This window comes from Tissierella carlieri (assembly GCF_018917285.1).
Taxonomy (GTDB): Bacteria; Bacillota; Clostridia; order Tissierellales; family Tissierellaceae; genus Tissierella; species Tissierella carlieri.
Genome location: NZ_JAHLOH010000040.1, coordinates 207,059 through 232,820, shown reverse-complemented (window position 1 = coordinate 232,820; position 25,762 = coordinate 207,059). Strand labels below are relative to the sequence as shown.

Sequence of the window (25,762 nt, the reverse complement as noted above, 5' to 3'; positions counted from 1 at the left end):
TATGGAGGTGTAGACGATGACCACTATTAAAGAATTAAATGAAATTAAAGAAAAAAGTCTGAATAGAATTAAGCTTCGTCAGTCAGAGCTAGGCAAGGAGTTCATTGATGAGAGAGAGGGTTTCAAAAAACACCATGTATTAGTTTGTGGTGGGACGGGATGTCACTCATCAAATGGAGATAAGATCAAGAATTTAATAGAAGAGAAGGTAAAAGAAAAAGGGTTATCTGAAGATATACAAGTAATACTCACAGGTTGTTTTGGCTTATGTGAATCAGGACCAAATATAGTAGTCTACCCTGAAGGTGTATTTTATAGCCATGTTGAATTAGAAGATGTTGAGGAAATCGTAGAAGAACATATAGTAAAAGGTCATATAGTTAAAAGAAGATTATTTAAGGAATCCTATGTGGAAGACAAGATTAAACCTGTTAGCGAAGTTAACTTTTATAAAAAACAAACTAGAATCGCACTTAGAAATTGTGGAGTTATAGCCCCAGAAGATATAGAAGAATACATAGCACTTGATGGATATTCAGCGCTAGCAAAAGTAATAACAGAAATGACTCAAGAAGAAGTAATAAAGACTGTGAAGGACTCTAATTTACGTGGTAGAGGTGGTGCAGGATTCCCAGCAGGGAGGAAGTGGGAAGAAGCATATAAATATGATGCAGATCAAAAATATATAATCTGTAATGCAGATGAGGGAGATCCTGGTGCATTTATGGATAGATCAATACTGGAGGGAGACCCTCACTCTGTACTGGAAGCTATGGCTATAGCTGGTTATGCAGTAGGTGCAGATCAAGGTTTTATTTACGTTAGAGCAGAGTATCCAATAGCTGTACAAAGATTAGAAGTAGCTATAAAGCAAGCGAGAGAATACGGATTATTAGGTAGAAATATATTAGGTACAGATTTCAATTTTGATATTGAATTAAGACTTGGGGCAGGAGCCTTTGTATGCGGTGAAGGTACAGCTCTTATGGAATCCATAGAGGGAAGAAGAGGGATGCCAAGAACTAAAATCAATAGAACTGCTCATAAAGGTTTATGGCAGAAACCAACTATTATAAATAATGTAGAAACTCTTGCAAATGTGCCAATAATATTTCAAAAAGGAGTAGAATGGTTTAGAAATATCGGTACAGAAAAATCTCCAGGAACTAAAGTTTTTGCTTTAGGTGGAAAGATTGAAAATACAGGACTAGTTGAAATACCAATGGGTATGACTCTTAGGGAAATTGTATATGATATTGGCGGCGGGATACCAAATGGTAAGGAATTTAAAGCTGTACAAACTGGTGGACCTTCAGGCGGCTGTATACCAGCTGAATATTTAGATGTACCAGTAGACTTTGAATCCTTAGGTGCATTAGGTTCCATTATGGGTTCAGGCGGAATGGTTGTAATGGATGAAAATAATTGTATGGTTGATATTGCTAGGTTCTTCCTTGACTTTACTGTAGAGGAATCTTGTGGTAAATGTGTACCATGCAGAGAAGGTACAAAGAGAATGCTTGAGATTTTGGAAAGAATTACTGAAGGCAAGGGAGAAGAAGGAGATATAGAAAGACTAGAAAGTCTATCTGAAACAATTAGCTCTGCATCTTTATGCGGACTTGGACAATCAGCTGCTAATCCAGTAATAACTACATTGAAATATTTTAGACATGAATATGAGGCTCATATAAGAGATAAGAAATGTCCTGCTGGTGCATGTCAAGCACTTCTAGAATACTACATTACAGATAAATGTATTGGATGTACTAAATGTGCCAGAAACTGTCCTGTTTCCTGCATCGATGGAAAGGTAAAGGAAAGACATGTAATAGATACAGATAAATGTATTAAATGTGGTAATTGCATGACAGTATGTCCTGTTGGAGCAGTAATTAAGAGATAGAGAAGGAGGTAAAGTGATGAAATATGTAACACTTACTATAGATGGACAAAAGATCACGGTGCCTGAAGACTATTCTATAATCCAAGCTGCAAAAGAACTTAACATAGAGATTCCAGCTCTTTGCTATGACCCTAATCTAGAAGTGGTATCAGCCTGTAGATTATGTATAGTTGAAATAGAAGGCAGTAAAAAACTTGAAACCTCCTGCTCTGTCAAGGTTAGAGAAGGTATGGTTGTAAATACGGAGACTGAAAGAGTAGTAAATGCTAGGAAAGATATATTACAACTTTTATTAGATAGTCATCCAAATGATTGTTTGACTTGCCAAAAAGCGGGAGAGTGTTTATTACAGAAATATTCCTATAGATATAATGTTAGGTTTAGAGAACATGATGGTGCTATGAGACCTAAACTTATAGATACTTCAAGTCCATATATATTGAAAGATAACAGTAAATGTATCTTATGCGGTAAATGTGTTAGAACTTGTTCTCAGATAAAGGGAGAAAGAGAAGTTTTAGCCTTTGCTAAGAGAGGTTATAATACCCAAATAGTTTTAGATGATGATCAAAGCTTTGAAACCTCAAAATGTGTATCCTGTAATAGATGTGTGACCGTATGTCCTGTGGGAGCCTTAGTAGATAAGAGACTACTGGGTAAGACCAGAGTTTGGGAGGCAGAGGTTAAAACTGTAAGCTGTAAGGTATGTGCATATGGATGTGAATTTGAAGTATTATCTAAGAAAAATAAAAACATTGCAGTAAGAGCCAAATCACCTTCTAATGGCAGACCTTTATGCTTGAAGGGGAGACTTACTACAGAATTAATGTATCTCCATAATCCGGATAAGCCTTATAGGAAGATAGGTAAAAAATTTGTTGAGTCTAGCTGGACGAAGACTCTTGGATTATCAGATATTATAGAAAAAATAGAGAAGATAGAGGAAAAATAATTCTCAAGATTTTAGTAGCAAAATATTAAATCTATTAATTTATAATAATATGATTTATAAGAAGGGGATATATAATGACAATCCATGAATTTAAATCAATTATAGAGTTTGCTGTAAATAATGAAGTCGAGGCATATGAATTCTATAGGGATGCTGCTTTAAAGGTAGAAGATCAACATCTTAAAGAGACCTTTGAAGAATTAGCTGAAGAAGAATTAAAACATAAGAAGTTCTTAGAAGACTTTTTGGATAGTGGAGCGGATGAAATAAAAGTAAGTGAAGTTAGCGATTATAAATTAGCTGAAACCATAGATAAACCAAAGTTAACTGTGGAAATGAAGTTCGCAGATGCTATTGGCTTAGCAATAAAGAATGAAGAAGAAGCTATGAATATGTATAAACATTTATCTAATATTTGTTTAGATGAGGAGCAGAAAAAGCTTTTTCTTGGACTTGTGAAGATGGAGCAAATGCATAAGACTAGATTAGAAGATATTTATGTTAATGTTGCTTATAATGAAGTATGGTAACAAAAGAATTCATTAAAAGAAGATTTTGCATATCAATATAAAAGCATAAAATAGCCAATGATTTTTTAATGTTTTAGTACCGTGTGGAGGCGAAAATATGATTACATTTATTATGAATGGAAAAGAGGTTAAAGTAAAAGAGGGAACTTCTATATTAGAAGCTGCTCGAGAAAATGGAGTAGATATTCCTACTTTATGCTATGACAAAGAGCTTTCATCCTTTGGTGGATGTAGGTTATGTGTGGTAGAAGTAGAGGGCTCTAAAAACCTTGTTGCATCTTGTTCGGCTAAGGCAAGAGAAGGGATGGTAGTATATACAGAGTCTGAAAGGGTAGTTAAGGTTCGTAGAGATATTTTAGATTTATTATATTCAAATCACCCAAAGGATTGCTTGACTTGCGAAAAGTCTGGAGAGTGTGGACTTCAAGATTTATGTTATAAATACGGAATAAAAGAAGGTTCTTTTAAGGGAGAAGTAAAACAGTATGCAATAGATAGTCTAAATCCTGTTATGGAAAGAGATCAAAGTAAATGCATCTTATGTGGCAAATGTGTAAGAGTATGTAGTGAAATTCAAGTGACATCTGCAATTGATTTTACAAATAGAGGTTTTAATTCTAAGGTTACTACTGGTTTTGATGAGCCTATTAATTATAAGAACTGTAGAATGTGTGGTCAATGTATAACAGCATGTCCTACTGGTGCTCTTATAAACAAGCAGTTGAAAGGTATTAGGCCATGGGAGGTTAAGAAGGTTCGTACTACTTGTCCATTTTGCGGAACAGGATGTAATTTCGATCTAAACGTAAAGGATGGAAAGGTAGTTGGAGTAACTCCTAATCCAGACTCACCAGTAAACGGAAAATCCCTCTGTGTAAAGGGAAGATATCACACAGACTTTATAAACAATCCTGATAGAATCACTAAACCATTGATCAAAAAAGATGGAGAATTTGTTGAATCTAGCTGGGATGAAGCTATAAAATTAGTAGTTAAAAACCTCAAGGATGTAAAAGAACAACATGGCGGAGATGCTATAGCAGGATTAAGTTCTGCACGTTGCACTAATGAGGATAATTTCGTATTTCAAAAGATGATGAGAGTCGCTTTAGGCACCAACAATGTAGACCATTGTGCCCGAACCTGACATGCTCCTACAGTTGCAGGTCTTGCAACTACATTAGGAAGTGGAGCTATGACTAATGCTATTGGAGAAGTAGAGGGAAATGAAGTATTATTCATTATTGGTTCTAATGCTACAGAGGCTCATCCAATAATTGGAAACAAAATGAAAAAAGCAGCTAAAAATGGATCTAAGCTTATAGTAATAGATCCACGTCGTACAGAGCTGGCAGAAATGGCTACTATATGGTTACCTTTAAATTCAGGTACAGATGCCGCCCTAATAAACGGATTGATGCATATCATAGTAAAAGAAGGATGGCATGACAAAGAATTTATAGAAACACGTTGCACAGGATTTGAAAATGTATTAGAGACAATAGAAAACTATTCTCCAGAAGTAGTGGCTAGGATTACTGGAATATCTGAAGATATGCTATATGAAACTGCTAAACTCTATACAAGTACTAAGAAGGCAGGTATATTCTACACTCTAGGAATAACAGAACATACTACAGGAACAGCAAATGTTATGAATCTTGCAAACCTAGCTATGCTTACAGGACATTTAGGTTTAGAGAATTCAGGGATAAATCCAATGCGTGGACAGAATAATGTTCAAGGAGCTTGCGATATGGCAGCACTTCCTAATACATTCCCTGGATATCAAAACTTATCAGAGGAAAAAAATATAAAATTCTTTGAAGAATTTTGGAATGTAGAATTAAATCCTAATAATGGGCTTAGAATTCCAGAAATGTTAGATGAAGCACTAATAGGAAACGTTAAAGCAATGTATGTTATGGGAGAAGATCCTGTGCTTACAGATCCAGATGCGAACCATGTTAAGAAGTCCTTAAAGAATTTAGACTTCTTAGTAGTACAAGATTTATTCCTAACAGAGACTGCTAAATTTGCTGATGTTGTACTTCCAGCAACATGTTATGCTGAAAAAGACGGTACATTTACAAATACTGAGAGAAGAGTTCAGAGAGTTAGAAAAGCTGTTGAAGCACCTGGTGAATGCAGGCTAGATTGGATGATATTAAGTGAAATAGCCACAAAATTAGGAGCAAAGGGATTCGATTATAGAAACTCTGAGGATATATTTAATGAAATAAGAGAAACAACACCTAGTTATAGAGGAATAACTTATGAGAGAATAGATAAAGTAGGTTTACAATGGCCATGTCCAACGGAAGAGCATCCTGGTACTCCATATCTTCATAAGGGGACTTTCCCAAGAGGAAAAGGATTGATGATTCCAGTTGAATATGAGGCACCGGCAGAGCTTACATGTGAAGAGTACCCAATACTTCTTTCCACTGGAAGGATGTTATATCATTATAACATAATGACTAGACATTCTAGAAACTTAGATGATATAAGACCTTATGAGCTTGCAGAAATGAATCCAGTAGATGCTGAGAGGTTAGAGGTAGAAGAAGAAGATTTTGTAAGGGTAACATCAAGAAGAGGGTCTATATTGAGTAGGGTAACAGTAACAGATAAAGTTAAACCAGGAATGATGTTTATGACATTCCATTATAAAGAATCTCCTGTAAATGAATTAACTAATTCAGCATATGACCCAGTTACTAAGACTGCTGAATATAAGATTTCTGCAGTAAGAGTAGAAAAAGTTGAAAATATATAGACTATACTTGGAGTGGTTAATATGTTTAAGGTTGGAATAATAACAGCAAGTGACAAAGGTTCTGTTGGAGCAAGAGAAGATAAATCTGGAGAAATAATAACCGAAATAATAGAAAATAGAGGTTATATTGTATCAAGTAAAATTATAGTTCCTGACGAAAAAGAGACTATATATAATGAGATAATTAATATGGTGGATAATTTACAAGTAGATTTAGTTTTGACTACTGGAGGAACAGGTTTTAGTGAAAGAGATGTTACTCCTGAAGCTACGATAAAGGCTTGTGATAGAATGGCAAATGGAATAGCTGAGGCTATAAGATATTATAGTCTCAGCATTACTCCTAGAGCTATGCTGTCTAGGGGAGTGTCGGGGATAAGAAATAAAACTTTGATAATCAATTTGCCTGGTAGTCCAAAGGCAGTCAAAGAAGCCTTGGATTATATCTTAGACAGCGTTCATCATGGCTTGGAAATCCTAACAGGAAAAGATTCAGAGTGTGCTCGATAGAAGGTGAATCAGTGAAAAAGTTTGGAGCAGCAATAATATTAGCAGGCGGTAAAAGTTCAAGAATGGGTTTTGATAAACAATTTTTAAAGATTGATGAAAAAAGACTTATGGGTTTAGTAATTAATAAACTTGAAGAAGAGTTTGACGAAATCATTATTGTAACAAATAAGCCTGAAGAATACAATGAGTTTAACCAAAAAATAAGAACAGATATAATTAAAGGAATGGGACCTTTAAGTGGGATCCATTCAGGTTTAAATGAAGCTTCATCTGAATATGCTTTTGTAATTGCCTGTGATATGCCTAATATTGATATAGATTATATAAGATATATGAAAAAAGCTATTGAGAACAAAGATATAGATATTTGTGTGACACGTATTAGAGATAGAATAGAGCCATTGCATGGCTTTTATTCTAAGAGGATAATAGAAAATATTGAAAAACATTTACTATCTAATATGAGGGCTATAAACTCTTTAATTACTAAATCAAAAACTCATTATATAGAAGAAGATGAGGTTGTAAAATTTAGTTTAAATAAAGATATATTTAAAAACTTAAATACAATAGAAGATTTGGATGAATTTCTTTTGACACAATAAAAATGTTGGATATCCAACATTTTTATTGTATTTTAATCTAAAATTAATGTAATAATAAGAGCTTATCCCCATTTAGATTAATATAAATTGATTTCCCCTTATATAATTCCTTTTTATTAACTTCTTCTTCAAAAGTTTTCATATAGATAGGAGACTGAGAAATTCCATCATTCTCCATTTGATTTCCCAATACTAAGGTATAAGAGTGTAAATTTTGTATTATATCCATTATATTTAATTTAAAAGTATTTATTGTAGATTCATAATCAGAGCAAAGATTAATATTTTGAGTATGGATACCAACATATCGGATATTATCCTTCACTATAGTATTGCATATTAATTCTAAATCCCAGTCTATGGCGTAAATTTTATTTTCAGAAACTTTTTTTATTCTAGAAATATTTCTACAACCAATTAGCATTGCAGCATTAAGAGTTTCAGGATTGTTGAATAGATTTTCCTTATAATTAGTTTCTTCTATTTTTCCATTATTTAATACTGCGATTCTGTCACATATTCGATAGACTTCATCCTTGTTGTGAGATACATATAATGCACTGCCATTATGTTTTTTTAATATATCAATAAGCTCCTGCTCCATTTGCCATCTCAAATGCTCATCTAAAGCCGAGAAAGGTTCATCTAGCATTAATATTTTAGGATCGTTTACTAACATTCTAGCCAGTGCTACTCTTTGTTGCTGCCCACCAGACAATTGGTGAGGATAATTATTTTCTAATCCTTCTAGAGAGAAAGATTTAATTATTTCTTTTATAATCCCAGATTTATTTTGGCGATTTTTTGGAACTCCAATAGCTATGTTTTTTTCTAATGTCATGTTAGGGAAAAGAGCATAATTTTGAAACAATAATCCTACTTTTCTATTTTGAGGTAATATATTTATCTTTTCTTTACTATCAAAAAGCACTACTTCATTTAATATAATCTGGCCCTCATCTGGCGTCTCGATTCCAGCGATACATTTAAGTGTCATACTTTTTCCGCAACCAGAAGCACCTAAGAGAGCTAATGTTTCCTTATTTGTTTCAAATTCTACATCTAGGAAGAAATCTCCAAATGTTTTTTTTATATTAGCATAAAGAATATCTAATTACCTCCTTTCCCTACTTTGTTGATTTTCACACTTTCTAACTTGTTCATTATCAATATTGCTATAAATGATATTGCAACCATAATAGCAACCCATTTATAAGCCAGAGCTCTATTACCTCCTTGAACAGCACTATAAACTGCAACTGCCATGGTCTGAGTCTTACCTGGAATATTACCCGCTAACATAATCGTAGCACCAAATTCGCCTAATGCTCTTGCAAAGGCTAAAATAGTCCCAGCAATAATACTAGAGAAACTATTAGGTAGCATTATTTTTAAAAAAATTTCATGTTCAGATAAACCTAAAGTTCTTGCTACATAAATCATATTTCTATCCAACTGTTCAAAAGCACCTCTTGCAGTTCTATACATTAATGGAAAAGAAACAACTGCAGAAGCTATAATAGTAGCAGTACTAGAGAATACAATAGAAACATCATATAATGCTAAGAACTTACCAATAAAGCTATTCTTTCCTAAGAAAACCAACAGAAAAAAGCCTACAACAGTAGGAGGTAATACTAGAGGAAGGGTTAAAAACCCATCCACTAATCCTTTAAATCTTTTTAATTTTGTAGTTAAATATGCTGCATAAATTCCACAGATGAAAGTTATTATAGTTGCAATAACTGCAGCTTTTAAAGATATTAATAAAGGGGAATAACTCATATTATCCTCCGTTCATTTCTATTTCATTGAGAAACCATATTTTTCAAATAATTTAATAGCCTCATCTGTAGATAGGAAATCTAAGAATGCTTGTGATCTACCAGAATTTTGACTATCTTTAATTACTGCCACTGGATAACTAACTTCTTTGTGGCTTCCTTCAGGAGCTTCAGTGATTATATTAATACTATCTGATGTAAATGCATCAGTAGCATAAACAATGCCGCAGTCAACCTCTCCGCTTTCTACCCAAGTAAGTACTGTTCTAACGTCATTTGCTAATACAAGTTTTGAATTAATCTTATCAGCTATATTTAAGTTATTAAATATTTCTTCACTATATTGACCTACGGGAACATTTCCTGGGTCCCCTATTGCAATTTTCTTTATTTCATCTTTAGCTAAGTCTTCAAAAGATTTTATATCAATCTTTCCATCCTTTGGAGTAATAAGTACTACTTTATTCACTAATAAAGTCTTAATTGTGCCATCTAATATATGGCCTCCTTCTTCTAAAGCATTCATTTGTTTTTGAGCTGCTGACATAAATACATCAACTGGTGCCCCTTCTTCTATTTGAGTCTGCAATGCTCCAGAACCTCCAAAAGTAAATGTAAGAGTAGTTTCGGGTTCTACAGTCTTATATACTTCTGCTAATTCACCTAATACATCTGTTAAACTTGCTGCAGCTGAAATAAGTAATTCTACAGGCTCCTTTGGTTCGACCTTTTCCTCTTTATCTGCTTCACTTTTATCTTCTGCTTTTACTTCAGTATCCTCATTAGGATTATTAGTTATACCTTTACTGCATCCAACCATGAAGGTGGAAACTAAAACTAATGATAATAGAATGATAAATAATTTTTTTAACTTCATTTTTATATCCTCCCTTTTTATATTATCTGGGGTAAAAGCTTGTCCCAGAAAAAACTTAACTATTAGTATCGCAATGCGAACCTCTTTTATAAGAGGAACGAAAATGTTTTTTTATCGCCCATTTGAGCGATAAATTTTAACATAGTTTAATTATTTTTTAACATTATTTTATAGATGAAAGATAATTAACGATATTCTCTTAGCCAAAATATTTTTTATAAAGCTTTTCTGCTTCCATATTTAATTCGGAAACAAAGGATTGATACCTACTTAACAAATCTTCACCTTCTTTTGAAAGCTCAGATTTACCTCCACCTTTGCCGCCTATAACACTAATAAACAAAGGAAAACCTAGCTCTTTCTCAGCATTTTTAATTATTTTCCATCCTTTGCTAGGTGATAATTCCATAATTCTATAGGCTTTAGATAAACTTCCTGTTTCTTTAACTAATTCCATAATTCTCGCAATCCCTGGGCCAAATGTAGAATCATTATAGACTATCTTTATTCTAGCATTAAAATGTGAATTCCCTCTAGAATCTAAGGTCATGGTAATCGCTCCCAACCTTCTTTATAAATTAGCTTTGATACAAAGCATTATAATATAAGAATATTATAATTGCAATTAAATTTGATAAAATATTTTTTAGTAAGTAGAGAAGTAATAGTAAGCAGTATATTTAACGATAAAATTTTGTCAATATGACAAATGGTTCTGTCAATATGACAAGATAATTATAAAATCATATAGGACAAAATAGGATATATAAATTTTTAATAAAAAATATTTTTTTAAAATGTGTAAACTATAGGAGTGTAAAAGGACATTTGCTATTAGTAAGCATAATGGCATAAATATTGCAAATGATATTAATTTGATAAAAAAATAATTTGCGAGGTGAACAAAATTGAAAAGACGTACATTTTTAAAAATGTTAGGAGGTATAGGAGCATTAAGTCTAACTGGTCTAACCATAGGATGTAATAAAAAGGACGCTGTAAATACGGATGCTCCAAATGAATTCCCAAAGCTTTCTCAATTACCAGGGCAAAAGCCAGAGGCTATGATTAATCTAGAGACAGGTGCCGTTGAAGTAGAGCCGTCAATATTGATGAGACATAGTGCATGTTTAGGTTGCTATAGCTCATGCGGAAATCGTGTAAAGATTGATAAAAATACTGGTAAAATATTGAGAGTATATGGAAATCCATATAATCCTAATAATGCAGAGCCGCATCTTTCATTTAAAGAGCCTTTAACAGAATCATATTTAGCTTTTAGTAGTTATAAAGATAAAGGCAGCATGCATAGAGGTGCATTATGCGCTAGAGGAAATGCCACTTTAGAAAGCCATTATGACCCTATGAGGATATTGGTTCCGCTAAAAAGAACAGGAGCTAGAGGAGAAGGAAAGTGGAAGCCCATCACTTGGGATGAGGCAGTAGAAGAAACTGTAGAAGGTGGAGAATTATTTAAGGATATAGGTGAAGATATTGTTATAGACGGATTTAGAAAAACAAGAGATTTAGAAACACCTATAGATTCAAAAGCCCCAGAATTTGGTCCAAAAGCAAATCAATTAGTCTTTTTTGGAGGACGTGGAGATGGAAGAACATCATTTGCAGGAAGGTTTACAAATTCATTTGGAACTGTAAATAACTTTGGACATGGTTATTCCTGAGGCGGTTCTAAAACACCTGCGGCGCAGGTAATAGCAAGTGGGCAAAATCTAAGGCCGGATATTAATAATGCAGAATATATATTATATGCTGGTGCATTCCCAGGACATAGTGGGAAACCTATGCAAACCATAGCTCGTCAAATAAAGTTTGGAGTAAAGGAAGGAAATCTTAGGTATTCAGTAGTGGACCCTATTCTTGCTGGAGGGGCTGTTACACCTTTATATGAAAATAGTGAATGGGTTCCAATAAAACCAACAACAGATAATGCATTTGGTATGGCACTGATTAGATGGATTATTGAAAATCATAAGTATAGCAATGATCTCCTAAGTTCACCTAATTATGAGGCTAGTGTTTCTAAAGGATTTAATAGCTGGACAAATGCTACTCATTTAGTAATAGAAGACCAAAAACATCCAAATTATAGAAAAATGTTAAGAGCAGAAGACTTAGGATTGGAAGTTGGAGAAGAAGAAAAAGACATATTTATTGTAATTGATGATGCTACGAAGGAGTACGCTAGATTTGATAAGGCAATCACAGCAGATTTATTGTATGAAGGGAAAGTAAAAGGTCCTAATGGAAAAGAAATACAAGTAAGAACATCCTTTACTATTTTAAAAGAAAGTGCCTTCAGATATGAAATAGGTGAGTACTCAAAGGCATGTGGTATTCCAGAGGACAAAATAGAAGAAATAGCAAATGAATTTACTTCTCATGGGACTAAAGTAGCAGCAGATGGAATGGGGAGTACAGCTACTGCAAATGGGTCAGATATAACTATGATTCATTATATTTTAATGGCCATGGTAGGTAGTATAAATAAAAAGGGTGGAGCAATTACTAGAAGAAATTCATATAAATCTACTTCAGCTGGACCAAGATATCAATTAAACGTCATACCAGATGGACCAAAAGCATCAGGTATGAGAATTAGCCGTACTGGAGTTAGATATGAAGATACGACTGAATATAAAGAAAAGGTTGCTAAAGGAAAAAATCCATATCCATCAAAGATGCCGTGGCACCCAATAGGAAGTGCCTCTGATAACCAAGGATTATTCTCTATTATAAATAAATATCCTTATCAAGCAAAAATAGTATTGAATTGGATGGCTAATCCTCTATTAGCAGTACCGGCTGGTGCTAGAAAAGAAGTGATTGAAGCACTGAAGAGTGTTGATAATGTCCCTCTATTTATTTCTTGTGATGCATACATGGGAGAAATGACTGCATTAGCAGATTATATTATACCGGATACTACTCCTTATGAAAGTTGGGGCTTAGCTAATATTGAAGGAAACTTCTCAGGAAAAGGAGTTACTGTGAGATGGCCGATAGTAGAACCAGCAACCCCAAAGTTAGAAGATGGAAGACATATATCCTTTGAAACATACGTGATTGATGTTGCTAAAAAGATTGGGTTACCGGGATTCGGAGATAAGGCAATATTAGATATGGATGATAACTTGCTACCATTAAACAGCAGAGAAGATTATTTCATTCGTGGTATTGCAAATATGGCATATGATGAAGAACCTGTGGCAGACATTTCACAAGAAGAAATAGAAATGCAAGATTTAGAAAATGCGGTTAAGGATTGGGCTGATATATTAACAAAGGAAGAATGGCCTAAGGTATTAAACATAATGGCGAGAGGCGGTCGTTTTGAAGACCATGGAGCAGGATTTGAAGGTGACAATCATAAATATGCTTATAAAGGATCTGTTGATTTATATATTGAGAAGTTTGCAACTAGCAGAAACTCATTAACTGGTGAATATTATAATGGTGTAGCTGCATGGAGTCCTGAATCATTCTCTGATGGCAGTTTAGTAAATGATGTATTCCCAGAAACAGAATGGCCATTTAAGGCGGCAAATTACAAACCTAAATTTAGAAGTATAAGTATGCTTGCTAACAGTTCCAGTCTTAGAGACTTAAGCAAACATAATTATATTGAGTTAAATACTGAAGATGCTAAAGCATTAGGAATATCAACTATGGATAAAGTAAAAGTAATTCCTGCTACAGGCGGCGAATTTATAGGACATGCTCTAGTAAGATCTGGTATAGCAAAGGGAACCATAGGTATAGCATTTGGATATGGGCATTGGGAATATGGCACAAAAGGATATAACATTGAAGGAAAAGTCCAAGAGAGCAATGAATTCATAGGTACAGGAGTACATTTAATGAATTTAATAGATCCAAAGGTGAATGGACTATTTGGTATTTCTGAGTCTTCAACTGGAGGGCCAGGTAGAAATGGTGGAGCTTACAAGGTAGAGAAGGCATAGATAGGAGTGAAAAGATGATAAAAGAAAGTATTTTTATAGCAAAAAAACGATTGGAGCTATATGAATTTTTATCTTTTTCCTTTTTAAATACTCCTTCAGAAGAATTATTAAACTTAATAAAAGATAATTCTTCGCAATTTGAAGAATTAACTGAAGATAAAATAGACTCTATTGAGGAAAAGGACTTAGATTATTTTATACAAGAATATTATGATAGATTTTTTGTACCTACTTCAAAATTATTTGTCCCGCCTCATGAATCGGCAATTAGGAACAAAGATATAAAGAATGGCAAAATATCCTATGGTAAATTAGATAGTCAGGAAACTTTTCATGTAAAAGCATGCTATGAGATAGTAGATTTCAAAATAGACCAACTTAATGCTTTTAAGCCACTCAAGGATAATCATTATCCAGATCATATTGCATTTGAATTAGCTTTTTTGGTTTATTTAGCTAATTCTGAACTTTTAGCCTTGGAAAATGGAATGAGTGAAAAAGCTAATAAATGGAGGAAATTACAAAAAGATTTTCTTGTTGAACATCTATCTAAATGGATTGAAGATTATGCTATTCTAAGTAAGGAAAGAGGAGAAGGGTTGTACTCTTACTTAACTAATATTTCCGCCAAATGGATAGCGTTAGATTTGGAATATCTGATGGGAGAAAATCAATAAATTTAAAGAGGTGATTTAGAATGAAAAGATATGGAATGGTCATAGATTTAGAGCGTTGTGTTGGATGCCATGCCTGTACTATTAGTTGTAAAATGGAAAACAACCTTCCTGAAGGATGCTTTAACACTTGGGTTGAAGAGTGGGATGCAGGAGAATATCCCAAAGTAGCAAGAGTAAAACTTCCAAAATTATGTAATCATTGTGTAGATGCACCTTGTGTTAAAGCCTGTCCTGTGAATGCAACCTTTGCAGTTGAAGGAGGTATAGTTGTAGTAGATGAAGAAAAATGTATAGGCTGCGGAGCTTGTGTAGCAGCATGTCCTTATGATGCTAGATATATGAATAATGACACTAAGAAGGTTGGGAAGTGTACTTTCTGCATTCAGAGAGCAGAGGTTGGATTGTTACCTGCTTGTGTAAGCACTTGTATATCTCATGCTAGATTTTTTGGAGATTTAAATGATCCAGAATCTGAAGTTAGCAAGATGGTTGCAGATAACAAGATTAAGGGATTAAAAGATGAGTTGAAATTAGATCTTAGCGTTACTTATATTGGATTGGATAAGGCTTTAAAAGATGGAGAGCCAGAGGAACGATATAGAGGTGGAAAATAGATTAGATTCTGTATATATGCCATAGAGAAGGGAGAGATATAGATGTTTGGTAAAATAGGTGCTCCAGAATTAATTTTAATACTAGGTATCGCATTGGTTGTATTTGGGCCGGGAAAACTTCCTGAAATAGGAAAAGCATTCGGTAAAGCCATAGGAGAATTTAAAAACCATGCAAATAAAATATCTAAAGATGTAGAAGTGGACCTAAACGATAAAAAAGAATAATAACATAAGAGCAAGGTACTATATTATAGTACCTTGCTCTTATAAACCGTTAATTAGTTTATTGACAAAGTTAATAACATGCCATACTATCATAGATAAAGATAATATATCAAATTATTACACAATCATTTTATGTTTAATATGGGGAGATAAAAATGCTAAAATTTGAAAAAATAATAGAAACTGCTACTTCTAGAATGGAACCAATAGCTTTGAATCATCAACGATGCTCAAGGGTACGTTCTCATCTAGGTAAGTGTAGTAAATGCATAGAGTGCTGTCCTGTAGAAGGGATAATCATTAAAAATTCAATAATTGAACTGAATGATAATTGTATCCAATGTGGACTATGTGCATCAGTTTGTCCTACAGGAGCTATATCTATTCAGGAACCCACTGAATTAAATCTGTATAATTACATAGAAGAAGAAGGAAAACTAGATAATACAGTAATTTTAACTTGCAAGCATAATGATGATATCTCAAAAAGTGTTTTCAAAGTACCTTGTCTAGGAGGCCTGACTTTAGAATTCTTATTGGGAATAGATACTTTGCCATTTGAAATTAATGTTATTTTCTCCGAAGCAAAATGTAAGGAATGTATTGTAAAGAGTGGTATTGACTTATACTTAAATAATATTAAAAAGATCAAAAGAATAGAAGAAGATTTAAACCTATTAGGAGGAGCTATAAAAAATACTGAAAAAGTTCCGAAGGTAAAGGCTAGAAAAACGTCTACTGAAGAAATTGATAATGAGAGAAGAGAGTTCTTATTTTCTATTTTTAAATCTGTTAAAAAGCTTCCCAACACCGCAATTAAATATGTATTAGGGGTTAATGATGAGGATGAAAAGTCAAATGCAATTGTTGCAAATGCAACAGTTAAAAAATATCCAATACTAGGGAAAGTTTTTAGTAAGATAAAAGATGAAGAACTAATTAATTCTGAGATTATAGATTATTCAAAGCCCTCAATAGTAGGGACATGTACTTTTTGTAGAGCCTGTACAATGCTTTGTCCAATGGGGGCATTAAAGTATATAGAAGAAGGGGACAAGCTAAGCTTATTTCTTCTGAGAGATGCTTGTAGTGGTTGTGGTTTATGTGTTGAAGTTTGTTACTACGGTGCATTAGAGCTAAAATCTAAAAGAATTAAAGATTTTTCATTTGTCGAACCGAGTATTCTTGCTACTGGAACTAAGCAAAGATGTAGTATATGCAAACAGATAATTACAGCTAGTAATACTGTAGAGGTTTGCTCTTCATGCTTAAAATTAGGTAGGACTTATAGGAGGTAAATATGAGAAAAAGGATAGCTGTTTTTTTATCAATAATATTACTAGTAGTATTTATATTTCATATAGAAAAAAATTTTGCTAGATATGTTAATAAAAATACAAACACCAAATACAAAATTGGTGTTATTTCTGCTACAGATAGTAGGCTAGGTAAGGTTAATGCAATGATAGATGGATTATATAATTATGGATATGAAAAAGAAGATTTAGAAGTCATTATAAAGAATGCTGACGGTGATAAGGATAAGATAGAGCCTTTAGTACAAGAACTGGTGAAAGAAAAAGTGGATATTATTATAACTACTGGAACTTTTGAAACGTCTGCCGCAAAAAAGTATGCAGATAAAGAAAGTATTCCTATAGTATTTATAGGTGTAGGTTGTACTGTTGAATTGGGATTTATTCAAGATAATATTTCTCCAGGATGTAATATAACAGGAGTGGATAGTCATTACGTTCAATTATCAGGAAAAAGACTAGAATTTTTAAAAAGAATAGTTCCAGACACTGAAGATGTATTAATATTATATAATCCACTTACAACTCCATTTGGTCCAAGTTCAAAATTTCTATATGAGGCAGCTGATAAGCTTCAAATAGAATTAGAATTAATACCAGTTACCAATAGAGATGAAATTATTGAGACTATATCGAAAAATCATGATAAATTTGATGGAATAATGTTAATGTGTAGTTTGTTGTTTGAATCAACTATTCAAGATATAGTAGATGCATCACTAGAGTATAAGATTCCTGTTATGGGCGTCAATGATATTCAGGTTGAAAAAGGTATGTTAGCTTTTTATGGGAGCACTAACTACAATGAAGGACTTCAATCAGCTAGACTAGTAGCCAATGTCCTTGAGGGACAAGATCCAAAAATCATTCCAATAGAGTCACCAGAGAATTTAGAACTTCATATAAACGTAGATACTGCTAATGCTCTAGGTATAGAAATAGACTATTCTAAAATGACTTTTGTAGATAAGTTCGTAAAAAAAACTGAAAGGTAGAATTACATGGAAATACATAACAAAAAACAATTTTTGGTTAGCATAAAGTCTAAATTAATTCTTATGATGATAGGTGTAGCTGTTATCCCATTAGTGTTTTTAGTTTTGATTAGTATTAGAACATTAAAAACCGAAGTTCAAAAATCTATACATAAAGAACATGAGCTAACGGCGTCAAAAATATCTCAAACAGTTGTTGAAATGGTAAAGACAACACAAGAATCCTTAGAGACCATAGCCATAACAAATCCAGAATTATTTGATTGGAGCAACAAGTTCAATAGAGAAGATATAATATATAGAATGTTGAAAAAGTACCACCATTTAGAAGAAATATCCATGATTTCTTCTAAGGGCATGGAGCTAGTAAAAATATCAAAAAGATATGCTATTTCTCCGAAAGAACTGGAAAATATTTCAACAGACGAAAAATTCAAAACTCTGAAACGTGGAGACTTATATATTGGAAAACCAGAAATAGATTTAGATAATCAAATTGTTTTTGAACTGGGGATTCCAGTTGGTGGAGATAAAGAATATCTGACTGGAGCTATTATTGCAAAAATAAGCTTGCGACAGGTAATGAAAAAGATAAATGCTACAAAAACAAAAGAGGGAAGCTATATTATTTTAATAGATGATAGAGGCTCTTTAATTGGTCATTCTGATTATAGTCAGGTAACGAGGAGACAAGACGTGACTAAAAGTAAGGGAGTAACAAGCTTACTTAAGATAAAAACAGAAGAAAAGAATGTATTTAAATATGAAAAATTTGAAACTATGATTTATGAATCATATTTAGGAGAGGATGTCTTAGGCGTATACGGTTTAATTCCAATAGTAGATTGGGGTGTAGTAGTTGAACAACCATTAGATAATGCATATGAAACTATTAGACTAATGATAACTAGAATTATAATTACTTTTTTATTAACCATATTAACAATCGGAGTAGTAGGTTCTTTTCTAATATATCTTTTCATGAAGCCAATGAATGAGTTAGCAAATGGAGTAAACTCTGTAAAGAGTGGGAATTTTGATTATAAAATACCGAAGCAAAACAATGATGAAATTGGAATGGTAATAGAGGCATTTAATAGTATGACAGAGGAGATAAAAAAAAGGAGAGAGAATGAAAGTTTAATAATGTTAGCAGAGAAAAGAGCAGCCATTGGTACTTTAGCAGCAGGAGTAGCTCATGAAATTAACAACCCTATGAATAATTTAGGCTTTTATGCTACGGATTTATTAGAACGATTGGAGACAGAAGACATAAATGATTTATATGATAATAATGTTATTCAAAACTATTTAGAAATAATAAAAGGACAGATTGACAGATGTTCTGCCATTACACAAAATTTATTAAGATTTTCAAGGGAATCGAAGGTTGATATTACACTGGTTAATGTTTTTAAGATTATTGAAGACATATTAAAATTAATGGAACATAGGTTGAAAAAGCAAAATATAGATATTGTAATTGATGTAGGCATTGCAGAGCCAATAATATTAGCGGATGAATCACAAATGCAGCAAATGTTATTAAATATAATAACTAATGCTGTAGATTCTATGGAAAATAAAGGGATTTTGACAATAAATATTAGTGAAATAGATAATAATGGTTTTTTAATACTTAAGATAATAGATACTGGATATGGTATTAAAGAGAAAGATAAAGCAAGGGTATTTGATCCCTTTTATACAACAAAGCCTATTGGAAAGGGAACTGGCCTAGGACTATCCATTAGCCAGGCCATAATTGAGAGAATGAGAGGATATATTGAAATATATAGTGAAGAAAATATAGGTACAGAAGTAGAGATAAAACTTCCAATATCTAGAGGAGTGGAGGAAAATGGAAAGCTTTAGATTATTAATTGTAGATGACGAAGAAAAATTTATAGAAGTACTTAAAGATAGGTTAACAAGAAAAGGTCTTCATGTGAAAGCTGTTACATCAGGAATAGAAGCAATTAAATTGGTTGAAGAATTAGAGTTTGATGTAGCTTTATTCGACGTAATGATGGACAAAATAGATGGTCTAGAACTTTTGGAGAAAGCAAAAAAGATACAACCAGACATGGAAGTTATTATGCTTACTGGATACGGGACTATAGAGTCAGCCATAGAAGCCATGAGAAGTGGTGCATATGACTATTTATCAAAACCTGTAAATCCTATTGAATTAGAACTAGTTTTAAAGAGAGCTGCGGAGAAGAAAAGGCTTAAGGGTTATAACGATAATCTCGTGGAAAATATTAAGCTCATAAATGATAAAAAAGAGATTGTTGGGGAGTCTCAAGTAATGTTGAACCTAAAATATATGATTGATAAGGTTGCTGATAGTCATTTACCTGTACTAATACTTGGAGAGAGTGGTACAGGAAAAGATTTAGTAGCTAATGCATTACATTATAAGAGTTGTAGAGGAGACAACCCTTTTATTCCTATAAATGCAGGTGCTATACCTGGAGAATTATTAGAAAGTGAATTATTTGGTCATGTAAAGGGAGCTTTTACGGGAGCTCATACTAATAAAAAGGGATTAGTTGAAATTGCAAATCAAGGAACTTTGTTTCTAGATGAAATTGGTGATATGGATCCAGCTTTGCAGGTAAAATTATTAAGATTTTTAGATACTGGAGAGTTTAGACCTGTAGGTAGCACTATGACTAAAAAGACTACAGTAAGAGTTATAACAGCAACAAATAAAAATTTGGAAAAGGCAATCTATAATGGCAGTTTTAGAGAAGACTTATTTTATAGATTAAGCGTAGTTACAATTCCAGTACCCCCACTAAGGGAGCGTGGAGATGATGTATTGCTTCTTGCCAATTATTTTCTTAATAAAAATCCAAGCAATAAAAAAGAACTAGCAGAAGAAACAAAAATGTTTTTAATAGAACATGATTTCCCAGGGAATGTAAGAGAATTAGCAAACTTCATTGATAGAGCAGTACTATTGTCTAAAGGAAATAAAATTTATCCTTGGGACTTAATTCCAAGTTTAAATAATAATGAAAATCAATACAAAAAATATATTTCGTTAGATGATGTAGAAAAAGAGCATATCATTGATATATTAAGACTAACTAATTGGGATAAGCCAGAGGCTGCAAAGATGTTAAAGATTGGTCTAAGAACGTTATATAGAAAGATAGAAAAATATAAAATCGAGCAGTAAAAGCTAAGAACGATATATTTATGTCAAAATGACAAAAATATAACTATATTTTTGTCATAAATGAAGTTTATATTATGAGTTTTTTAAATAAGATTTGTAAATGGCGGTCAGAATATGTTCAAAAATTAACATTTTCACAATTTTTTAGATAATATATAGGTGAAACTTAACTATGGCATAGAAATTGCTAATATATAATTTTGTATTAAATTTATATATTAAAAATAATTATGCCGAGGTGATAATTTTGAAGCGAAGAACGTTTTTGAAGCTTTCTGCTTTTACGGCTAGTGCTGCTGCCTTAGGTTTAGGCGTATCAGGATGTAGTAAGTCTACTAGTAAGACAGAGCCAGTAGACGAATTTCCAGTGTATAAGGGGAATCCTAATAATTTAGTAGAAGCAACTGTGGATAAAAAAACAGGAGAAGTAACTCCTAATGAAAATGTCATGATACGCCATAGCGTATGTATGTCATGTTACAATAACTGTGGTAATAGAGTTAAAATTGATAAAACTACTAATAAGGTTATTGGTGTTACTGGAAACCCTTTTCATCCAGTATGTGCTGAGCCAGCACTAGACTATAATAATACTGTAGAAGAATCATATAAAGCCTTCAGTTTACATAATGAACAAGGACTTACTAATAGAGCTACAGTATGTGCTGTTGGGAACTCAGGCTTTGAGATAATTGAGGATCCATTAAGAATTACAGTACCTTTAAAAAGAGCTGGTGAAAGAGGAAGTGGCAAGTGGAGACCAATTAGTTGGGAACAGCTAATGGAAGAAACAGTAGAAGGCGGTCAGATATTTAAAGAATTGGGAGATGACACTAAAATAGAAGGATTTAGACAAGTGTTTGACCATGAAAATCTAATCAATCCTGATGCACCAGAAATGGGACCAAAGAGTAATGGATTAGTATGGTTATATGGTGGTTCCTATGGTAGAAGAGAGTTTACAATAAGATTCGTAAACGGAAGCTTTGGATCTCCAAATGTTTATGTACACTCTGGTACTTGAGGTGGCGCATGGGTGCCTGCGTGGCAGGCCTTATATGATAAAAAAGGTCAATTTACACATAGACCTGATATAAATGATGCAGAATTTGCATTATATCAAGGGGTTTATCCTGGACATAGTGGTATGGGATATCAAGGATTAGCTCGTAAGACAGTAAAGGCTGTAAAAAGCAATGGCTTAAAACTTGCACTCGTAGATCCAGTGATGCAGGGTGGTACAGATATTCCAGGTGGAACAAAATGGATCCCAATAAAACCAGCTACAGATGCTGCATTTGTATTAGCAATAATGAATTGGATGTTTGAAAATGAAAAATATAATGGAGATTTTTTAGCTTGCCCAACATTAGAGGCGGCTGAAAAAATTGGATATAAGAGTTTCACCAATGCTGCCTATCTTGTAATAGTGGATGAAAAACATCCTAATTATAGAAAATTCTTAAGGCCGGAAGATATTAAATTAGAATTTGAACCTATAGAAGGAGAAGAATCATTTATAGTAATAGATAAAGCTACTAATAAACATGAAATCTTCAATAAAGTAGATACAGCAGATATATTCTTTGAAGGAGAAGTAGAAGGACTCAAAGTAGCTACTGCTCTTGCTATGTTAAAAAAAGGAGCTAATAAATATAGTATAGAAGAATATGCAGAAATATGTGGAGTACCATCATCACAAATAATTGATGTAGCTAAAGAATTTACTAACCATGGATATAAGGTAGGGGTAGATACATTAGGTGGAACTGTAGCTATAAATGGATTACCTTTCGCCGTTGGATTATTAATGCTTCCAGCTATGTTAGGGGCATTTAATATGAAAGGCGGAATGACTTTAGGCGGGGCTACATATAAAGCTCATTCAGATGGACCAAGATATAATTTAAATACTGTAGAAGGTTCATCAGGACTTAAGGGACCTAGAATAAGTAGAGAGCAATTCCTATATGAAAATACAACTGAGTATAAAAATAAAGTAGCTCAAGGAAAAAATCCATATCCTTCTAAATTACCTTGGCATCCAAATGGATTCAATTTAGATGGACATGCTATATTCTCAGCTATAAACAAATATCCTTACCAATGTAAGATTTTAGTAAATTGTGCAGCAAATCCAATTTATGGTGGTCCATCTACCTTTAATGAAAAAGTATTAACAGAGATAAAGAAAACTTCTAATATCCCATTATTTATTGCAATAGATACAGTAGTAGGTGAAACAAGTGCATTTGCAGATTATATTATACCAGATACAAATTTTAATGAGCATTGGGCAATATTAGGAGCAAGAGGGAACCACACAACAAGAATTACTGGAGTAAGATGGCCAGTTGTAGAACCTCCAACTCCAAAAGTAGGAGAATACGAACAACATATAAGTATGGAAACATACATGATAGAAGTGGCTAAACGAATCGGTATGCCAGGATTTGGAGATAATGCTGTTACGGATTCTAATGGTAAAGTATGGCCGATTCACACTCGTGAAGATTATTGGATGAAGGCTATTGCCAATATGGCATATGATGAGGAAACTACTTTACCAATTACAGATAAAGATGCAAAATTAACAGGACTAGATAATATACCAAAGCATTGGAAGGAAGCTGTTACTGCTGAAGAGCTTCCATTAGTAAAGAATATCATGGCTAAGGGTGGTAAGTTTGAGCCAGATAATAGCTATTATGATGGAGACTTTATGAAATATAAATCTACAGCTTGTATATGCTTCTATTCAGAAAATACAGCTACAACTAGAAATAGTATTACTGGAAAATATCATGAAGGTTCACCTATGTGGCTACCTGAAATGTTTGCTAATGGAGATTTAATAGATGAGATGTTCCCTGAATCAGAATATCCTTTTAGAATCTGTTCTTATAAGCCAAAGCTTAGAGGATTATCTATGATGAGTAATGCTCCAACACTTCAAAATATCGGAAGAACTAATTTTATTGAGATGAATAGTTTAGACGCTAAAGAACATGGATTAACTGATGGACAAGAAGTAATTGTTGAAAGTGTTGCTAATCAAACAAAAGGAGTTCTAAAGGTTAGAGAAGGGGTAGCAAAAGGAACAATAGGAGTTTGTTTTGGATATGGTAAATGGGAATATGGGAGTAAGGATATCATAATAGATGGAGAAACTGTAGCAGGAGATCCAATAAGAGGAGAAGGTACTGCTACTAACCAATTAGGTTTATTAGATCCAACAGTAGATGGTATTTACGGATTATCTGAAGCGACTACTGGTAGCCCTAATAGAAATAGTATTAGAGTAAAGGTTAAACCAGTATAAAGGAGGAACCTGAATGCCAAATAATAATGTATCTGCAATGGATAGAGGTGGACTATACGAATTAATAGCTTCCTTATATTTGCAGTTACCAACAATTGAAAATGTAGAGCAAGTATCGAATGCATTAACAAATGCAAAAGATATATTTCATGACATAGATTTTTCAAAGTTAATTGTCGAAGTAAAACAAAGGAAAGAAAAACTTACTAAGGAACCAGATTATATAGAAGAGCTTGAGCAAGAATACTATGATCATTTTCTAGTACCAATTGCCAATGCTTATATTCCTCCATATGAATCCTTTATAAGGGGTGCTATTAAGTTAGCACCTGGTGAAGGAAGAAAAAATAAAGGTGGATGGAAATATAATCGTTCAACAGTGTTACTTGATTATAACGTGAATCTTGCTTATGATTCAGTAGGATTTCAGCCTCAAAACATGAACATTATAAAAGAATTAAAGCATCAAAATAAAATGGATCATTTAGGATTCGAACTAGCTTTCATGGCATTCTTGTGCAATATGGAATCACAAGAGTTGTTTAATGAGGAGCAAGAGTCAGATAGTGAAAGCAATATTAAAAACTCTGTTAAATGGTATAATTTACAAACTCAATTTCTAAAAGAACATCTTTTAAGCTTTATAAATACTTACTATAAGATTTCTATAGAAAAAGCAAAGCCATTTTACAGAAGTCTATCAGAATTACTGAATAATTATATTGACTGGGACTTAAAAAATAGATAACTTTTGGAGGTGACTACATTGAGTGAAAATATAAAGTGGGGAATGGTAATAGATGTAAGTAAATGTATTGCTTGTCATGCATGCACTGCTTCTTGCCGTATAGAAAATAAACTTAGTACTGATCAAAATCGTTCATGGGTTATAGAAACAGAAGTCGGAGCCTATCCTAATGTCCATGTTCTAAAGGTAGCCCAATTATGCAATCATTGTGAAAAAACACCTTGCATAGAGGCATGTCCCGTAGCGGCCACAGGTAAAAATGGAGAAGGAATCGTTTTTGTAGATAAAGAAAAATGTATTGGATGTTATGCCTGTGTAGAAGCATGTCCATATGGGGCTCGTATAAAGGACCAAGAAGCTAAAAAGGTAGATAAATGCGATTTTTGTGCTCATCGTCTAGAGAATGGATTGTTGCCTGTATGTATTAGTACATGTACTACACAAGCCAGATATTTTGGAGATTTAAATGATCCAAATAGCTTAGTAAGTAAGTTATTAAAAGAAAATAAATATGAAGTATTACTTCCTGAAAAAGAATTAGAGCCAAATGTATATTATATCGGTATAGAAGAATATAAGAACTTTGGGAAGTAATGTAAATAATAGCAATAATAATAAAAGAGATAGAATTAATTTGGTTGAAGGGGAACTACAAAAGTAGTCCCTTTTCAACGTTAACATTTGAAGAAATTAATATTAAAATCTTAGGATAGCAATTTAATGAATGGATTTTAAAATAAAGACAATTA

23 protein-coding genes are annotated in these 25,762 nt (G+C 33.0%); 19 read left to right on the top strand and 4 right to left on the bottom strand.

Translation table 11 applies throughout. From position 1 onward, the window contains the following. Window positions 1–16: 16 nt before the first annotated feature. The 6 genes from KQI38_RS13325 (at window position 17) to mobA (ending at window position 7,282) form a co-directional block, all read left to right on the top strand. Window positions 17–1,906 (top strand): NADH-quinone oxidoreductase subunit NuoF, encoded by a 1,890-nt coding sequence (locus KQI38_RS13325; RefSeq protein ID WP_216560147.1) that lies wholly within the window; start codon window positions 17–19, stop codon window positions 1,904–1,906. A gap of 16 nt (window positions 1,907–1,922) precedes the next feature. After that, window positions 1,923–2,858 (top strand): NADH-quinone oxidoreductase subunit G, encoded by a 936-nt coding sequence (locus tag KQI38_RS13320; protein ID WP_216560145.1) that lies wholly within the window; start codon window positions 1,923–1,925, stop codon window positions 2,856–2,858. Window positions 2,859–2,932: 74 nt separating this feature from the next. Continuing rightward, window positions 2,933–3,388, top strand: coding sequence for a ferritin-like domain-containing protein (locus tag KQI38_RS13315; protein WP_216560143.1), 456 nt, complete (start codon window positions 2,933–2,935; stop codon window positions 3,386–3,388). A gap of 97 nt (window positions 3,389–3,485) precedes the next feature. After that, window positions 3,486–6,167 carry a formate dehydrogenase subunit alpha gene (gene fdhF / locus KQI38_RS13310; RefSeq protein ID WP_216560141.1) on the top strand — a complete coding sequence of 894 codons (2,682 nt, stop codon included), beginning with the start codon at window positions 3,486–3,488 and terminating at the stop codon, window positions 6,165–6,167. A 21-nt stretch (window positions 6,168–6,188) separates the two neighbouring features. Next, window positions 6,189–6,677: a MogA/MoaB family molybdenum cofactor biosynthesis protein gene (locus KQI38_RS13305; RefSeq protein ID WP_094903008.1), complete on the top strand. Its 489-nt coding sequence runs from the start codon at window positions 6,189–6,191 to the stop codon at window positions 6,675–6,677. Window positions 6,678–6,688: 11 nt separating this feature from the next. Then, a complete protein-coding gene (gene mobA, locus KQI38_RS13300) occupies window positions 6,689–7,282 on the top strand; it encodes a molybdenum cofactor guanylyltransferase (protein WP_216560139.1) in 594 nt (197 codons plus the stop codon). A 43-nt stretch (window positions 7,283–7,325) separates the two neighbouring features. Here mobA and KQI38_RS13295 read toward each other — a convergent pair whose 3' ends face one another. The 4 genes from KQI38_RS13295 to KQI38_RS13280 all read right to left on the bottom strand — a co-directional run bounded on the left by KQI38_RS13295 (window position 7,326) and on the right by KQI38_RS13280 (window position 10,493). Next, entirely contained in the window at window positions 7,326–8,375 is a 1,050-nt protein-coding gene (locus tag KQI38_RS13295; protein WP_256313065.1) for a sulfate/molybdate ABC transporter ATP-binding protein, read from the bottom strand. Window positions 8,376–8,392: 17 nt separating this feature from the next. Next, on the bottom strand, window positions 8,393–9,067 hold the full coding sequence (modB, locus tag KQI38_RS13290; RefSeq protein WP_216560137.1) for a molybdate ABC transporter permease subunit: 675 nt from the start codon (window positions 9,065–9,067) through the stop codon (window positions 8,393–8,395). An 18-nt stretch (window positions 9,068–9,085) separates the two neighbouring features. Beyond that, window positions 9,086–9,943, bottom strand: a complete 858-nt coding sequence (modA, locus tag KQI38_RS13285) for a molybdate ABC transporter substrate-binding protein (RefSeq protein WP_216560136.1) — start codon at window positions 9,941–9,943, stop codon at window positions 9,086–9,088. Between the two features lie 199 nt (window positions 9,944–10,142). Then, window positions 10,143–10,493, bottom strand: coding sequence for a winged helix-turn-helix domain-containing protein (locus tag KQI38_RS13280; protein WP_216560134.1), 351 nt, complete (start codon window positions 10,491–10,493; stop codon window positions 10,143–10,145). Window positions 10,494–10,851: 358 nt separating this feature from the next. Between KQI38_RS13280 and KQI38_RS22385 the strand changes: the two genes are divergently transcribed. The 13 genes from KQI38_RS22385 (at window position 10,852) to KQI38_RS13215 (ending at window position 25,607) form a co-directional block, all read left to right on the top strand. Beyond that, window positions 10,852–11,625: a molybdopterin-binding domain-containing protein gene (locus KQI38_RS22385; protein ID WP_256313052.1), complete on the top strand. Its 774-nt coding sequence runs from the start codon at window positions 10,852–10,854 to the stop codon at window positions 11,623–11,625. Between the two features lie 30 nt (window positions 11,626–11,655). Next, complete coding sequence (locus KQI38_RS22655) at window positions 11,656–13,926, top strand: molybdopterin-dependent oxidoreductase (RefSeq protein ID WP_338114474.1); 2,271 nt, start codon at window positions 11,656–11,658, stop codon at window positions 13,924–13,926. 14 nt (window positions 13,927–13,940) lie between these two features. Continuing rightward, a complete protein-coding gene (locus KQI38_RS13265) occupies window positions 13,941–14,603 on the top strand; it encodes a TorD/DmsD family molecular chaperone (RefSeq protein WP_216560131.1) in 663 nt (220 codons plus the stop codon). 20 nt (window positions 14,604–14,623) lie between these two features. Beyond that, window positions 14,624–15,217 carry a 4Fe-4S dicluster domain-containing protein gene (locus KQI38_RS13260; RefSeq protein ID WP_216560181.1) on the top strand — a complete coding sequence of 198 codons (594 nt, stop codon included), beginning with the start codon at window positions 14,624–14,626 and terminating at the stop codon, window positions 15,215–15,217. Between the two features lie 42 nt (window positions 15,218–15,259). Next, window positions 15,260–15,442 carry a twin-arginine translocase TatA/TatE family subunit gene (locus KQI38_RS13255; RefSeq protein ID WP_094902990.1) on the top strand — a complete coding sequence of 61 codons (183 nt, stop codon included), beginning with the start codon at window positions 15,260–15,262 and terminating at the stop codon, window positions 15,440–15,442. Between the two features lie 155 nt (window positions 15,443–15,597). Further along, window positions 15,598–16,740 carry a 4Fe-4S binding protein gene (locus KQI38_RS13250; RefSeq protein WP_216560129.1) on the top strand — a complete coding sequence of 381 codons (1,143 nt, stop codon included), beginning with the start codon at window positions 15,598–15,600 and terminating at the stop codon, window positions 16,738–16,740. 2 nt (window positions 16,741–16,742) lie between these two features. Then, window positions 16,743–17,753: an ABC transporter substrate-binding protein gene (locus tag KQI38_RS13245; protein ID WP_216560128.1), complete on the top strand. Its 1,011-nt coding sequence runs from the start codon at window positions 16,743–16,745 to the stop codon at window positions 17,751–17,753. Window positions 17,754–17,759: 6 nt separating this feature from the next. Beyond that, entirely contained in the window at window positions 17,760–19,628 is a 1,869-nt protein-coding gene (locus KQI38_RS13240; RefSeq protein ID WP_216560126.1) for a sensor histidine kinase, read from the top strand. Further along, window positions 19,615–20,943: a sigma-54-dependent transcriptional regulator gene (locus KQI38_RS13235; RefSeq protein WP_216560124.1), complete on the top strand. Its 1,329-nt coding sequence runs from the start codon at window positions 19,615–19,617 to the stop codon at window positions 20,941–20,943. The genes KQI38_RS13240 and KQI38_RS13235 overlap by 14 nt, the downstream gene beginning before the upstream one ends. A 247-nt stretch (window positions 20,944–21,190) precedes the next feature. Beyond that, entirely contained in the window at window positions 21,191–21,967 is a 777-nt protein-coding gene (locus KQI38_RS13230) for a molybdopterin-binding domain-containing protein (protein ID WP_216560122.1), read from the top strand. Between the two features lie 12 nt (window positions 21,968–21,979). Continuing rightward, on the top strand, window positions 21,980–24,265 hold the full coding sequence (locus KQI38_RS13225) for a molybdopterin dinucleotide binding domain-containing protein (protein WP_216560120.1): 2,286 nt from the start codon (window positions 21,980–21,982) through the stop codon (window positions 24,263–24,265). Window positions 24,266–24,278: 13 nt separating this feature from the next. Next, entirely contained in the window at window positions 24,279–25,013 is a 735-nt protein-coding gene (locus tag KQI38_RS13220; protein WP_216560119.1) for a TorD/DmsD family molecular chaperone, read from the top strand. Between the two features lie 18 nt (window positions 25,014–25,031). Further along, entirely contained in the window at window positions 25,032–25,607 is a 576-nt protein-coding gene (locus KQI38_RS13215; protein ID WP_216560117.1) for a 4Fe-4S dicluster domain-containing protein, read from the top strand. Window positions 25,608–25,762: the final 155 nt, after the last annotated feature.